The organism is Lacrimispora sinapis (assembly GCF_043633585.1).
In the GTDB taxonomy this organism is placed as follows: domain Bacteria; phylum Bacillota; class Clostridia; order Lachnospirales; family Lachnospiraceae; genus Lacrimispora; species Lacrimispora sinapis.
Genome location: NZ_CP141832.1, coordinates 1,371,587 through 1,386,208 on the forward strand (window position 1 = coordinate 1,371,587; position 14,622 = coordinate 1,386,208).

Below are 14,622 nucleotides of genomic sequence, written 5' to 3' on the forward strand. Positions count from 1 at the left end.
TTGAAGGATACTGATTTTATAACTGCATCCAGCTTTATAAGGACACTGGAAAGCAGGCTTCTTACAAAATCCAAATTAGACAGCCTTATTTCACTCCAGCATTTTTCTGATATAGCAAAGGGGCTTTCCCAAGATACGGATTATAACTTGACCGCGGTCAGTACTTTAGATCAGGCAGAGGCTGTTTTAAAAGAAGAATGGGAACGGGTGTGCAACTTGCTTTATAAAGTGTCTCCTCATAAAGCGGCGGTTGATATAGTTTTGTTACCCTATGAATTCCATGCTCTTCGCTGTGCCTTGAAAAAAGCTCTGTCAAAGACAAAAAGTACAGAGCCGCTTTCAGAGGATATGGAGAAACTGCTGGCACAGGCTTCTCTCATGGAAGAGGACAGTCAGAGGAAAGAGATTTTTCTGGATAAAAAAATGTTTGAAGCCATGAAAAGGATCGGAAAAGAATTAAACAGTGAGCTTATAGCGGAACAGGTACAGATGAGGATTGATTTTTATAATATAAAAACAATGCTGCGTGCAAGAGAAATGAATAAGGACTCCGCTTTTTTTGAGTATTGCTATGAACCGGGAGGACGTTTGACCAAAGATGTATTTGTTCAGAACTATTCCCTTCCGTTCTCCGCATTGGCAGCTTCCTTTTCCAACAAATATTGCAACACCGAGGTTCAAAAGGGACTGGAAGCCTATGAGACCCATCATAATTTCTCAGTGCTGGAGACGCTTTTTCGTGATAGCCTGATCAAGCACTTAAAAAAAGCCAAGCTGATTTCCTATGGTCCTGAAATTCTGTATGCATATCTGATGGCAAAAGAAAATGAGCTCCGGCAAATCCGGCTGCTGCTTACTTGTAAGTCCAGAAACATATCGGATCATATCTTAATTGGAAAGCTGGGGGAAAGTTATGTATAAAATGGCGGTAATAGGAGATCGGGAATCTATTTTGATTTTTAAGGCATTTGGTGCCGATATTTTTGCAGCAGACGAAGCCGATGTTATGCAGAATAGAAGGCTTGTCAACCAACTGGCAAAGGACGGGTATGCTATCATTCTGATCACAGAGCAGGTTGCAAGTCATCTTAGTGAAGTTTTGGAGCATTTTGGCAGGGAACCGCTCCCTGCAATCTCCGTCATTCCTTCTATGGAAGGTTCCCATGGACTTGCTGAATTGAGAATGAAAAAGAATGTGGAAAGAGCAGTCGGGATGAATATATGATAGGCTTCGGCCTCCTGAGATTTACTATGAGAGGAGAGAGAAAATTTGAGATTAGGTACCGTAATAAGCGTTGCAGGTCCGTTAGTCATTGCCAAAGGCATGAACACTGCAAAAATATATGATATGGTGACGGTTTCCGATCAGCATTTGATTGGTGAAATTATAGAGATGCGCGGTGACAGAGCTTCCATTCAGGTTTATGAAGAGACCTCCATGCTGGGACCTGGGGAACCGGTTTATGGAGAAGGAGAGCCATTAAGTGTTGAACTGGGACCAGGGCTGTTGGAATCCATGTTTGACGGGATTCAGAGACCATTAAACATCATTATGGAAAAGTCAGGAGATTTTATTAACCGGGGCGTTTCCGTAAAAGCTTTAAACCGGGAGATAAAATGGAATTTTGTGCCATGCCTGAAGGCGGGGGACAAGGTTTTAACCGGCGATGTAATAGGAACGGTAGAGGAAAATTCCATCGTTCAGCATAAAATCATGATACCAAAAGGAATCAAGGGCACGATAAAAAGTATTTCCCAAGGGGAATATACCATTGAAGATACGGTTGCTGTTGTGGAGCAGGAGGATGGAACCCAGGTAGATGTCACCATGCTTCAAAAATGGCCGGTTCGACGTGGACGGCCTTATTATAAAAAGAAGACACCTGAAAAACCATTGGTTACCGGCCAGCGTGTCATAGATACCTTTTTCCCGGTGGCAAAGGGGGGAACTGCTTGTGTTCCGGGACCTTTTGGTAGCGGAAAGACCGTTGTGCAGCACCAGATTGCAAAATGGGCGGATGTGGATATCGTAGTTTATGTAGGCTGCGGCGAACGCGGCAATGAGATGACCGATGTATTAAATGAATTTCCTGAACTGATCGACCCGAAGACAGGGCAGTCGCTGATGAAGCGTACGGTCCTTATTGCCAATACTTCAAACATGCCGGTAGCGGCCAGAGAGGCTTCTATTTACACAGGGATTGCGATTGCAGAATATTATAGGGACATGGGCTATTCGGTGGCATTGATGGCGGATTCCTCCTCCAGATGGGCGGAGGCGTTAAGGGAAATGTCCGGGCGCCTGGAGGAGATGCCTGGAGAAGAAGGATATCCGGCATATTTGGGATCAAGACTCGCAGAGTTCTATGAAAGATCCGGAGAAGTAATATGCCTTGGACAGGAGAAACGAATCGGGACCTTGACGGTCATGGCGGCCGTATCTCCTCCAGGCGGAGATTTATCGGAACCGGTCACACAGGCAACACTTCGTATCGTTAAGGTGTTTTGGGGACTGGATTCCAGTCTTGCCTATGCCCGTCATTTTCCGGCGATTAACTGGTTGACTTCCTATAGCCTGTACTCCTCAAATCTTATGAAGTGGATGGATGAAAATGTGGATCAGGATTATTCCGGATTACAGGGAGAAGCGCTGGCTCTGTTACAGGAAGAAAGCCGGTTAAATGACATTGTAAGATTGGTGGGATATGATTCCCTGTCCCAGGAGGACCAGCTGAAGCTTGAAATAGCAAAGTCATTGAGAGAGGATTTCCTGCAGCAGAATGCCTTTGTGGAGGAAGACAGCTATACCCCTTTAAAGAAGCAGTTTTATATGCTTCAGACAATTTTAAAATTTCATGCACAAGCAAAGCAGGCATTAGAGGATGGGATTTACTTAAAGGATCTCTTACATCTGCCGGTTCGTGAAAAACTGGGACGAATAAAAGAAATACCGGAAGATTCCCTGGAAAAGTTCGGGGAACTTCAGGAAGTCATGGAACAGGAGATCAACAGCCTGATACAGGAGAGGGGGAACAGACGATGATAAAAGAATATCGTACCATATCAGAAATTGTGGGACCTCTTATGGTAGTGGAAAAGGTTGAAAATGTCTGCTACGATGAAATGGTAGAAGTCAGGACGCAAAGCGGGGAAATCAGACAGGGCCGTGTTCTGGAAATTAACGAAAGCAGTGCGGTGATCCAGCTGTTTGAACGGGCAGATGGAATCCTTATGGAAAAAAGCTCCGTTCGTTTTCTGGAAAAACCCCAGCAATTGGGAGTTTCCATGGATATGCTTGGCCGTATTTTTAACGGTATGGGCAAGTCCATTGATGAAGGACCAAAATTACTGCCGGAAAAATATATGGACATCAACGGTGTAGTCATCAATCCTGTTGCAAGGGATTATCCTTCCGAGTTTATCCAGACAGGAATTTCTTCCATTGACGGGTTAAATACCATGGTGCGCGGTCAGAAGCTCCCGGTGTTTTCTGCATCGAGTTTGCCCCATAAAGAATTGGCGGCTCAGATCGCAAGGCAGGCCAAGGTGAAAGGCAGCGAGGGGAATTTTGCCGTGGTATTTGCTGCAATCGGCATTACCTTTGAAGAGGCGGAATATTTCATTGAAGACTTCAGAAAAACAGGTGCCCTGCAGAGAACGGTGATGTTTGTAAACCTGGCGGATGATCCGGCGATTGAACGTCTTTCGACTCCGCGTATGGCCCTGACGATGGCGGAGTATCTGGCCTTTGAAAAGGATATGCATGTTCTGGTTATTATGACTGATATTACAAACTATTGCGAGGCACTTCGTGAAGTAGGTGCGGCGCGAAGAGAAGTACCGGGCAGAAGAGGATACCCTGGTTATATGTATACCGATTTGGCCAATCTGTATGAACGTGCCGGCAAAATCAAAGGGCGGAAGGGTTCCATCACTCAGCTTCCTGTTTTAACGATGCCGGAAGATGACAAGACCCATCCGATCCCGGATCTTACCGGTTATATTACGGAGGGGCAGATCATACTGAGCCGGGATCTGTACAGAAAAAAAATCTGGCCGCCGGTGGATGTGCTTCCATCCTTATCAAGACTAAAGGATAAGGGAATTGGAGCAGGAAAGACCCGTGAAGATCATGCGGATACCATGAACCAGTTATTTTCCGCATATGCCCAGGGGAAAAAAGCGAGAGAACTGTCTGCGATTTTAGGGGAATCCTCGTTGTCGGATACCGATAAATTATATGCCAGATTTGCAGATGAATTTGAACTCAAATACATCGCTCAGGGATTTGATGTAAACCGCAGCATTGAAGAAACACTGAATATTGGCTGGAAATTGCTCTCCATGTTTCCAAAATCTGAATTAAAACGAATCAAGGAAAAATTTATAAAGGAATATTTACCAGATGACCAGAGTGAACATTCCCTTGAGGAGCACCCAGAGAAAGAGGGGTAACAGACATGGAAAAGTTGAATGTGAACCCCAATCGAATGGAACTTGCGGAACTCAAATCAAAGCTTGCTGTTGCCAAACAGGGTCACGAACTGCTCAAGGGGAAACAGGATGAATTAGTTCACCGTTTTGTAGATATGGTTCGTGAGAGTAAAGATTTAAGAGCCAGGCTGACCGAACAGTTCTCCGATCTGTATCAGCAATTTGCACTGGTCGGTGCGGAACTGTCTCCGGACTTTCTGGAGGAAGCGTTCCTCTCTTCCGGAAATTCAGCCAATATAACCGGCTCGGAAGCCTCAATTATGGGAGTTCGTGTACCCCAATTTGATTTTCTTCTGCCAAAGGATGAAATCTCTTATCCTTACAGTTTTTCTTATACGAACAGTGAACTTGATGCTTCTCTCAGGAAATGTCATCGTATGATGCAAGACATCATCCATCTGGCTGAACTGGAAAAAAGCTGTGAGCTGTTAGCAAATGAGATTGAAAAAATAAGAAGAAGAGTCAATGCACTTGAGTTTATGACCATTCCTCAGCTGCAGGAGAGCATCCGTTATATACAGATGAGACTTGATGAGAATGAACGGGGTAATTTAGTCAGACTGATAAAAGTAAAAAATAAAATAAAAAAATAATTCCCTGCTTTTAAGTGGTTGGATGATACAAAAACAGGAGCCAAGGGGGCTGAAGAACCTTCTGCTCCTGTTTTTGTTACGTTTTAGACTTAATCACCCATTCCCCTCAGTTTGAGGCAATCGTTCAATAAACAGTTCAACTGCTTTCGGTAAATTATTTTCATGAATGAGATAGGAAAAATATCTGTAATATTGATTTTCCAGTGGAATGATTTTGATTTCTTTGTTCCTTACGGATTCTTCCACCACCAAAGAGGAAATGAAGCTGATTCCCATATTATTTTTTACAGCTTCTTTAATGGAGTAGTTGCTTCCCAGGGTAATTAAGTTTTTGGGGGATATGCCGTAGCTGTTTAAAAAAATATTTAGATTTTCCCCGGTTCCGGAACCCTTCTCCCGATGAATCCAGGTCTGATTGGATAAGGACTGCTTGAGTTGTGCTCCCTGGTCGTAATGAAAGGACGCGGGGGCAACGATGACCATCCGGTCCTTATAAAAATTGTGATGGATATAATTTTCAACCGGCACAGTTCCTTCGATCAAAGCGAGATCAATGTCATAATTTTTGAATTTTTCATAGATATGCTCCGTATTCTCAATGGTTATTTCCAGTTTTATGTTGGGATATAGCTTCATAAATTCACTTAATATAGAAGGAAGAAGAAATTCTCCAATGGTCATGCTGGCCCCCACTCTTAATGTGCCGCTGGGGGAATGGTCTGTTTGTAAAAGCTCCTCCCTGGTTTCTTCCAAAACCGATAAGATCTGCTTTGCGCGTTTGTATAGGATATCTCCCTGAGCAGTGATGAAAATGTTTCTTTGTTTATTAGAGCGTTCGATGAGCCTGGTGTGAAAATAATGCTCCAGATTGGAGATATGAAGGCTTACGCTTGGCTGGGATATATTAATGGCTGCTGCTGCTTTGGTAAAGCTCTTTTTATCAACCACAGCAATAAATGTTTTTAATTCTTCAATCAAAGGTCCTACCTCGTAATTTCTGTATTTCGGTTATAATCCATTAGAAATATAAATAGGTATAATAAAAAATAAATATTATACTTATTGGTTTAAACACAGTATACTATATCCTAAAATAGGATGCAATGTCAAAAAGGAGCGGTGAATGGTGAAAACATTAGATGAAGTACTGTTAGGAGAAATTGAGGGGTTTAAAGAATTAGGATATCAATTTTTAAATGGTGAAATAAGTAAAATGGATTTTAAGGGAGCCTCCGGGGGGATGGGGGTATATGCCCATAGAAATAAAAAAGATTTTATGGTTCGATTCCGGGTACCTTCTGGGATTGTTCAGTGGAATGTGCTTCAATTCATTCATGATTATGCGGTAAAATACGGTGTGGAACAAGTGCATTTAACAACACGTCAGGCCATTCAGCTTCATGGAATCAGTATGGACCAGATCTGCGAAGTCATAGAAGCAGGAATCAAGCAGGGCATATATACAAGAGGTTCCGGCGGAAATTATCCAAGAAACGTTGCCATATCCCCACTGTCAGGTGTGGAAAAAGGAGAGGCATTCGACGTATCTCCCTATGCATTGGCAGTGGGAGATTATTTCCTCCAAAAGATTTATACATATAAGCTGCCAAGAAAATTAAAGGTCGCATTTTCAAACAGTGAAGAAGATGCAGCCAATACCGGCGCAGTTGATCTGGGATTTCTGGCGGTGGAAGAAAAGGGAAAGAAATATTTCAGAGTTTACTTAGCCGGTGGACTTGGTAGAAATTCCAGGCTTGGAGCAGAGTTTCCGGAGCGGATCAAGCCGGAGGATGTGCTGTACCACGTAGAAGCAGCTACCCAGATTTTTATGAGCGAGGGAGATTATCAAAATAAAAACAAGGCCCGCATGAGATATATCCTGGATCGCATGGGAGAAGAAGAATTTATGAAATGCTACAGGGCCCATCTTTTAAAAGTAAAACAAGGCGGGGACCGGACGCTTTTTGTCACCGGGAAGGAATATAACAAGACAGGGATCAAAACAGACGTCAAAAGCAAGCGCTTGATCGAGCAGAAGCAAGAGGGACTATACAGTGTCTATGTCCATCCGGCTGGAGGACAGTTATCACTAAAGGATATGGAACTTTTATTCGACCATGTAAAGGTAATTCCCGAAGCAGAAATAAGACTTGCCATGTCTGAAGGCTTCTATATTAGAAATTTAAACGGACAGGAAGCCGAGAACATTCTGGAGCTGACCAGGCATATCGGAGGAGAAAACCGTCTGGAACGGTCCGTTGCCTGTATTGGTGTGCCAACATGTCAGATGGGTATACTTGACAGCCAGGAGACACTGAAAGAGGTAATTGGCTATTTTAAGGAAAAGAATTTTACAGAGGATGTTTTGCCTGAAATCCATATTTCCGGATGTCCCAATTCCTGCAGCGCCCATGAGATCGGAAAAATCGGTTTTTGCGGGAAGAGAATCAATATCCAGGGAGAAGCAAAGGATGCCTTTGAGCTGCATCTGGGCGGAAAGCTGGGGGTAGGAAAAGCAAGGCTTGCGGATTACTGCGGTGACATATTAAGGGAAAACGTGCCTGCTTTTTTATATGAGATCGCGTTAGAGCTATCAAAGACAAACAAGGACTTTTATGACTGGATCGAGGAGGACCGGCCCCGGCTGGAGGAGATTTTAAGTCACTATACGATACAATAAGCAATGGCCGCAGGCATGGATGTCTGCGGCCTTGATTTGTGGAGATGCAAACCGGGCTGCGGTTCTTGTTTTCCCCCTATAGACTTGACATTTGGCAGGATTTGTGTGATTGTAAGGTTATAGGATCTGTTGCATCGGAAGGCCGGAAAAACCCAAAAAAGGAGTGAAGATTTATGAAATTGCTGGCATACAACGTCCGTACGGATGAATCAATGTTCTTTCAAACATTTGCAGAACAATATGGGGTGGAGCTTCATACACTGCCTTACAGCCCCACCTTAGAGAACGCGGGCAAGACAGAAGGCTGTGACGCGGTCAGCGTTGTGACCACCTCCATTACCAAAGAGATACTTGAAAAATGGAAAGCAAGCGGCATCCGCTGCGTATCCACCCGCTCTGTCGGCTTTGACCATATCGACATAGAGGCGGCGGACGCTTTGGACATTCCTGTCTCCACCGTCAATTATACTCCGGCCAGTGTGGCCGAGTATACGGTAATGCTCATATTGATGGCACTGCGCAAAGTTAAAACGATTATAATGCGGGGATCAGTACAGGATTATTCCCTTACAAGTGTGAGGGGCCGGGAGCTTCGTACCTGCACCGTAGGTATCATTGGGGCAGGAAGGATCGGAGAGGCTGTCATTCAGCGGCTTCGTGGGTTTGGATGTGAAATTCTGGTACACACCCTGAAACCGAACGAAGCACTTGCTCCCTTTGTTTCCTACGTTCCTTTTGAGAAACTCTTACAGAAAAGCGACGTTATTTCCCTTCATGCTCCTGCGACGGCAGAGACGAAACATTTGATAGGGCAAAAGGAAATGGAGAAGATGAAGGACGGTGTAGTTCTCATCAATGCCGCCCGTGGTACACTGATTGATACTCAGGCCCTGATTGAAGGTCTGGAATCGGGGAAAATCGGGGCGGCAGCTTTGGATGTTTTGGAAAATGAAAAAAAGGTATTTTATAAAGATTTGAAATATAAAGTACTTTCCAACCGGGAGCTCGCCCTTTTGCAGTCTATGCCCAATGTCATCCTCACTCCCCACACTGCTTTTTATACCGAAGAAGCGGTGAGTGATATGGTGGAGTATTCCATATTAAGCTGCAAATATGAGTTAGAGGGGAGGGATAACCCCTGGCGGGTAAATGGATAGCAGGAAAGGAAACAGAACTTCTCATGAGATTTTGATTTCTTCCATATAATGCTAGAAGGAACACGGCTGACAATGCCGTTAAAGCAGGAAGGAAGACAAGATGATGAACGGAAACTTTCCAGGTCCCTTATTTGAGGTCCAGACCATCGCAGAAAATCTCTACGTTCCCTGGTCTGTGGAAGTAAGTAAAGACGGAAGAGTTTTTTTTACGGAGCGTAACGGAACTCTGCGTGTCGTGGAAGATGGCAGATTAAATCCGGTGCCGGTGTATACCTTTGAACCGCCTTTTGTCAGTATGGGAGAAGGCGGGCTTATGGGGCTCGCTTTGGATGAGGATTTTTTATCCAATGGTTTTATTTATCTTATGTATAACTATGAAGACGACGATGGGATTTACGGCCGTGTGGTACGCATGACGATCGACGGAAATACCGCATCGGAAGAGACGATTCTTTTGGACCGCATACCGGCAGACCGTATCCATAACGGCGGCAGGATCAAAATCGGACCTGACGGTTATCTGTATATCACTGCGGGAGATGCCGGCAGACGGGAACTTGCCCAGGATATCAACAGTTTGGCCGGTAAGATTCTGCGTATCGCAACCGATGGAAGTATTCCGCCGGATAACCCGTTTCCAGGTTCTCCGGTTTATGCTCTTGGCCTTCGCAATCCCCAGGGCCTTGCATGGGATGACAGAAACGTTTTATATGCCACGGATCACGGGGACAGCGCGCATGATGAGATTAATCTCATACAGCCAGGCGGCAACTATGGATGGCCTCTGGTAAAAGGAGATGAAGAAATAGAGGGGTATGATTTTATTAAGCCTGTCATACACAGCGGACTCAATACCTGGGCTCCTGCCGGGCTTACCTTTGTGACCGAAGGACCCCGAAGCGGTCAGCTGCTTGTATCCACACTTCGGGGGAATGTACTCCTTGCAATTACACTTGATGAATCGGGAACCCAGGTGGTAGGTGTAGAACGGTTGCTGGACGGACTTTACGGACGTTTAAGGGAAGCCTATGAGGCAATGGACGGTTCCATCTATATTAGCACCAGTAACATGGACGGCAGAGGGATTCCCTACAATGGGGATGATAAAATTTACAGACTGGTGCCAAACAATTTTACCCGGTCAGACTTTTGGTCCAGGCAATCACTTTAGAAGCGTTCCCTTCCGGTTTAGTTTTAGGATCAACAAAAGCAATCTCGCCAATAAACTCATTGTCCGGTATTGCTTTTTTCAGCTTTGCAAAGGAACCGGCCCAAACAGGAGTGCCGAGAATGATTGTGTCATACGGGGTCCGGATCAATGGGGGGATTCAAAAGCTCAGTTCCCAAACCATTGAACCTGTTTGGCTCTTTTCTTTGGTTAAATCAATAGCAGTAAGGTACCAATAACAATCAGAATCAAACCGCCAAAGGATTTACGGCTCAGTTCTTCTTTTAAGATGAAATATGAAAATCCGATGGTAAGTAGTATGCTCAGCTTATCAATAGGAACGACAATGCCTGCGGGGCCCTTCTGCAAAGCCTTATAGTAGCAGAGCCAGGACATGCCCGTAGCCAGGCCCGACAAGATCAGAAACAACCAATTCTTTTTATCAATCTCTTTTATCTCAGACTGCTTTTTCGTTATGATAACAAGAATCCATGCCATAAGCAAGACGATGATCGTACGGATTGCCGTTCCAAGGTTGGAATCCACATCCTGAATTCCGATTTTTCCTAAAATGGAAGTAAGACTGGCAAAGACGGCAGAACCCAATGCGTAAATAAGCCACCGATGGTCTATGGCTTTTTTGGCATCTTCTTTTTTCTCTATCATCATCCAGGTACCTGCACCAATAAGAAAAAGGGACAAAACTTTTATTCCGGTAATGGCCTCGCCTAAAAAGACCATGGACAGAAGCATAGTCAGTACCGTACTGGATTTGTCGATGGGAGTTACCTTATTCACATTGCCCAGCTGGAGCGCCCTGAAATAGCAAAGCCAGGACATGCCGGTAGCCAGACCCGATAAAACCAAAAAAATAATTGTTTTTGGATTCAGCGTGTTTATGGTATGCTGGGCACCGGTGATCCAGACCATGAACCAGGAAAAAATCAAAATCACAATGGTCCGAAGTGCGGTTGCCAAGTTGGAATCCGTGTTTTTAATACCTATTTTTGCCAATATGGCTGTGATTCCGGCAAAAAAGGCGGAGCCGAACGCAAACAATATCCACATCATAGTAACCCCATTTTTCTGTAAATAAAATTAAAGATATGCTTTTTTAAGTATAGTCTACACCGTACCAAGGAATAGATCAATCCGTTCACAGAATCATTTTCATAAAATGCGAAAAAAAGTTGTTTATATTTATTTAATCTTTTCATAATGCATTTTATAGCATGTTTTTCTGGACTTGCAGATAAATTATGATAACACCTCATTTAAGACGACGCCTTATTTCCGGCGGAAGCTATCATAGAATCGAAAGGAGTACAGAACAAAAATCTACAAGGGAGGTGTTTCATTGCTGCACAGCGGTAACTTTTGATTTTCTACAGTGAGGAGGTAGTGTATGGGAATTATAAAAGCTGTTTTAAAGCGCCCTGTTACAATGGTTCTGGCCATTCTATGCCTGTTGGTATTTGGTTTGTCTTCCGTATTTACATCTAAGATGGAGCTGACTCCGGAGATGAATTTCCCCATGATGCTGATCAGCAGCGTCTACGCGGGAGCCAGTCCGGAAAATGTCAATGACCTGGTGACAAAACCCGTTGAAGACGCGGTAGGAACTCTTTCCGGTATTAAAAACATCCAGTCCGTTTCCCAGGAAAATGTTTCTATGGTAATGCTGGAATATGAATATGGCACCAACATGGATAAAGCGTATTCTGATTTAAAGAAAAAGATAGATGCAATAAAACTGCCGGATGATGTGGAAACCCCTACAATAATGGAGTTTAATATCAATGACATGCCTGCAGTTGTACTGGCTGTCAATGATCCGACCCAGCACAACCTGTATAATTTCGTCAATGATACCATCATGCCGGAGTTTGAAAAAATACCTTCCGTTGCCAGTGTGGATATAAGCGGCGGTCAGGAAAACTATGTAAGCGTACGCCTGATTCCGGAGAAAATGAATCAGTACCATTTGACCATGAATTCCATTACCCAGGCCATCAAGGCGGCGGACTTCAGCTATCCGGCAGGAAGTACAGGGGTAGGGAAACGGGAATTGTCCGTGGTTACATCGGTGAAGGTGGATGATGTCAATAAGCTGAAAAAGGTTCCTTTAGTCGCAGGGGCCGGAAAGACGATTTATCTAGAGGATGTAGCTGAAATACAAGAAGCATTGAAAAAGCAGGATACCATTGGACGGTATAACGGTCAGGAGACCATAACCTTATCCATCAACAAGCAGCAGAAAAACAGTGCGGTAGAGGTCTCCAAGGGAGTGAAGGAGACCATTAAAAATTTGAAGTCGGAATATCCCAATGTGGAATTTATCGAAATTAACGATACCAGTGACCAGATCCTGTCTGCCTTAAATGACGTAAAGGACACCATGATCACAGCGGTACTCATTGCTATGGTTATTATTTTCCTGTTCTTTGGTGATTTAAAGGCATCTCTGATCGTAGGAAGTTCCATGCCCATATCCATGCTCATTTCCCTGATCATGATGTCTGTCATGGGGTTTTCCTTGAACTTAATCACGATGAGCAGTATCGTGCTGGCGATCGGAAACATGACGGATGACTCTATTGTGGTCCTTGACAGCTGCTTCAAAGCCCAGAAGGGAAAAGGCTTTAAGGCTTATATGTCAGCAGCGGTTGGAGGTACCAGTGAGGTCTTTGCCGCTATTTTAGGCGGAGCCGTAACCAACAGCGTGGTGTTTATTCCCCTTGCCTTTTTGGAGGGAATGTCCGGGCAGCTGTTTATGCCATTGGGCTTTACTCTAATCTTCACGTCCCTGGCATCGGCAATCTCCGGCCTGACCATTGTGCCCATGTGTTACAGCAGACTGCGCCCTGTAGAAAAGAATGACTCACCGGTAGGGGGCATTGTGAGAGTGGTGCAGGCTGGTTACACAGCCCTTGCCGCAAGGCTTCTCCGTAAAAAAGCCCTTGTCATGATCGTGTCGGTCCTTCTTTTGGCGGCCTCCGCAGTTCTGGCGGGAAAGCTGGGCTTTGAGCTCATGCCTGATACGGATGAAGGCACCATTGCCGTCTCCATCGAGGTAAAACCCGGACTAAAGCTGGAGGAGGTGAATAAGATTCTTCAAAAAGCAGAGGCCGTTGTGACCGGTGAAAAGGACCTGGATTCCTATATGGTAACCTATGGGGGAGGAGGATTGAGTTTAACCAGCAAAAATGTAGGCACTTTAACCGCTTATTTAAAGGATGACCGGATTCTTTCCACCAAAGAAATCGTGAATCATTGGAAAAAGAAAATGAGCCAGATTCCTGATTGCAGCATTACGGTAGAATCCTCTTCCAGCGTGAATATGATGAGCAGCAGTTCAGATTTTGAGGTAATCCTGCAAAGCGCCCAACTGGATAAGCTGAAAAAAATATCGGATCAGATGGTAAACCAACTGTCAGGCCGCACCGAGCTGATCAAGGTACATTCCGATCTTGAAAATGCGGCACCCGTCATTAAAATCAGCGTGGATTCCATCAAGGCGGCGGCAGAAGGGGTGGCCCCCATCCAGGTAGGTGCCGCCATAAACGAGATGTTGAGCGGTGTGGAAGCCACAACCATGGACCGGAATGGAGAGGAGATCTCTGTACAGCTTGAATATGGAGAAAATTATTATGATACCCTGGATAAGGTGAAAGGAATTCTGCTTCCCAACAGTTCCGGTGGTTCCGTTGCCTTGACAGACCTGGCAGATATCGGTTACGAAGACAGTCCTACTGCAATCAATCGGAAAAATAAACAGTATCTGGTTACAATTACCGGTTCCTTTACCGATGAGGTGGAGACGGAGAAAGAAAAGGCTGAGGTGATAAAAAACATCAATCATGAGATGGTTGGAAAATATCTGGATGCTACAGTTACACGGGCGAAGAACAGTGAAGAAGAAACCATGGCCGAAGAATTTAAAAATCTGTTTATGGCCATTGTTACAGCCGTTTTCCTGCTTTTTGTAGTCCTTGCGGCTCAATTTGAATCAGCCAGGATGTCATTGATGGTCATGACTTCCATACCGTTTAGCCTGATTGGAGCCTTTGGGTTAATGGTGGCTGCAAATATCAAGATCAATATGCCATCTCTTTTAGGCTTCCTGATGTTGGTTGGTACGGTAGTCAAATCAGGAATCCTGTATGTGGAAACGGCAAACCAATACTGCGAGACCATGGAAAAAACGACTGCAGTAGTAAAGGCAGGAACCAACCGATTCCGTTCTATTTTAATGACGACCCTTATTGCCATCGTTTCCATTGTGCCTATGGCAATGGGCGGGGGCGATAACGGAGAGATCATGCAGGGCCTTTCTCTGGTCAACGTAGGCGGCCTTACTGCTTCCACGGTTTTGACCCTTCTTCTTTTGCCGGTCTACTATATGATCATGAGCGGAAAGAAAAAAACAAAATCAGACCTCGAGTTTGATTGATATTATTGATATTCTTTCCTATATCCACATAATCGAACTGGTTTTGCATATATATTATTGACTTGCTGAGTAATAAG

At 44.5% G+C, this 14,622-nt stretch carries 11 protein-coding genes; 9 read left to right on the top strand and 2 right to left on the bottom strand.

Features of this window, described 5'->3' with window-relative positions; genetic code table 11:
• The 5 genes from VIG27_RS06220 to VIG27_RS06240 are packed head-to-tail and all read left to right on the top strand — an operon-like array spanning position 1 to position 5,087.
• A complete protein-coding gene (locus VIG27_RS06220; protein WP_394526154.1) occupies positions 1-921 on the top strand; it encodes a V-type ATPase subunit in 921 nt (306 codons plus the stop codon).
• Positions 914-1,225, top strand: a complete 312-nt coding sequence (locus tag VIG27_RS06225; RefSeq protein WP_394526158.1) for a V-type ATP synthase subunit F — start codon at positions 914-916, stop codon at positions 1,223-1,225. Before VIG27_RS06220 ends, VIG27_RS06225 begins: the two co-directional genes overlap by 8 nt.
• A gap of 45 nt (positions 1,226-1,270) precedes the next feature.
• The gene (locus VIG27_RS06230) at positions 1,271-3,043 is read left to right on the top strand and encodes a V-type ATP synthase subunit A (protein WP_415926617.1); all 1,773 of its coding nucleotides are present in this window, start codon (positions 1,271-1,273) and stop codon (positions 3,041-3,043) included.
• Positions 3,040-4,455, top strand: a complete 1,416-nt coding sequence (locus VIG27_RS06235; RefSeq protein ID WP_394526161.1) for a V-type ATP synthase subunit B — start codon at positions 3,040-3,042, stop codon at positions 4,453-4,455. Before VIG27_RS06230 ends, VIG27_RS06235 begins: the two co-directional genes overlap by 4 nt.
• Positions 4,456-4,460: 5 nt before the next feature.
• Positions 4,461-5,087: a V-type ATP synthase subunit D gene (locus VIG27_RS06240; RefSeq protein ID WP_394526163.1), complete on the top strand. Its 627-nt coding sequence runs from the start codon at positions 4,461-4,463 to the stop codon at positions 5,085-5,087.
• 93 nt (positions 5,088-5,180) lie between these two features.
• Here VIG27_RS06240 and VIG27_RS06245 read toward each other — a convergent pair whose 3' ends face one another.
• Positions 5,181-6,065, bottom strand: a complete 885-nt coding sequence (locus tag VIG27_RS06245) for a LysR substrate-binding domain-containing protein (protein WP_394526166.1) — start codon at positions 6,063-6,065, stop codon at positions 5,181-5,183.
• Positions 6,066-6,210: 145 nt separating this feature from the next.
• On the opposite strand from VIG27_RS06245, the gene VIG27_RS06250 reads away from it, so the two are divergent.
• From VIG27_RS06250 to VIG27_RS06260, 3 genes are all read left to right on the top strand, one after another.
• Positions 6,211-7,767 carry a nitrite/sulfite reductase gene (locus tag VIG27_RS06250; RefSeq protein WP_394526169.1) on the top strand — a complete coding sequence of 519 codons (1,557 nt, stop codon included), beginning with the start codon at positions 6,211-6,213 and terminating at the stop codon, positions 7,765-7,767.
• A gap of 173 nt (positions 7,768-7,940) precedes the next feature.
• Positions 7,941-8,924, top strand: coding sequence for a D-isomer specific 2-hydroxyacid dehydrogenase family protein (locus VIG27_RS06255; RefSeq protein ID WP_394526171.1), 984 nt, complete (start codon positions 7,941-7,943; stop codon positions 8,922-8,924).
• 100 nt (positions 8,925-9,024) lie between these two features.
• Positions 9,025-10,095 carry a PQQ-dependent sugar dehydrogenase gene (locus VIG27_RS06260; RefSeq protein ID WP_394526174.1) on the top strand — a complete coding sequence of 357 codons (1,071 nt, stop codon included), beginning with the start codon at positions 9,025-9,027 and terminating at the stop codon, positions 10,093-10,095.
• Between the two features lie 207 nt (positions 10,096-10,302).
• On the opposite strand, the gene VIG27_RS06265 is transcribed toward VIG27_RS06260, so the two are convergent.
• Positions 10,303-11,160: an EamA family transporter gene (locus tag VIG27_RS06265; protein ID WP_394527439.1), complete on the bottom strand. Its 858-nt coding sequence runs from the start codon at positions 11,158-11,160 to the stop codon at positions 10,303-10,305.
• 337 nt (positions 11,161-11,497) lie between these two features.
• On the opposite strand from VIG27_RS06265, the gene VIG27_RS06270 reads away from it, so the two are divergent.
• A complete protein-coding gene (locus VIG27_RS06270; protein WP_394526176.1) occupies positions 11,498-14,545 on the top strand; it encodes an efflux RND transporter permease subunit in 3,048 nt (1,015 codons plus the stop codon).
• Positions 14,546-14,622: the final 77 nt, after the last annotated feature.

Coding starts and splice junctions, on each gene's coding strand:
- VIG27_RS06240 (WP_394526163.1), top strand. CDS start 4,461: ATGGAAAAGTTGAATGTGAACCCCAATCGAATGGAACTTGCGGAACTC.
- VIG27_RS06270 (WP_394526176.1), top strand. CDS start 11,498: ATGGGAATTATAAAAGCTGTTTTAAAGCGCCCTGTTACAATGGTTCTG.
- VIG27_RS06235 (WP_394526161.1), top strand. CDS start 3,040: ATGATAAAAGAATATCGTACCATATCAGAAATTGTGGGACCTCTTATG.
- VIG27_RS06225 (WP_394526158.1), top strand. CDS start 914: ATGTATAAAATGGCGGTAATAGGAGATCGGGAATCTATTTTGATTTTT.
- VIG27_RS06265 (WP_394527439.1), bottom strand. CDS start 11,160: ATGTGGATATTGTTTGCGTTCGGCTCCGCCTTTTTTGCCGGAATCACA.
- VIG27_RS06250 (WP_394526169.1), top strand. CDS start 6,211: ATGGTGAAAACATTAGATGAAGTACTGTTAGGAGAAATTGAGGGGTTT.
- VIG27_RS06260 (WP_394526174.1), top strand. CDS start 9,025: ATGATGAACGGAAACTTTCCAGGTCCCTTATTTGAGGTCCAGACCATC.
- VIG27_RS06255 (WP_394526171.1), top strand. CDS start 7,941: ATGAAATTGCTGGCATACAACGTCCGTACGGATGAATCAATGTTCTTT.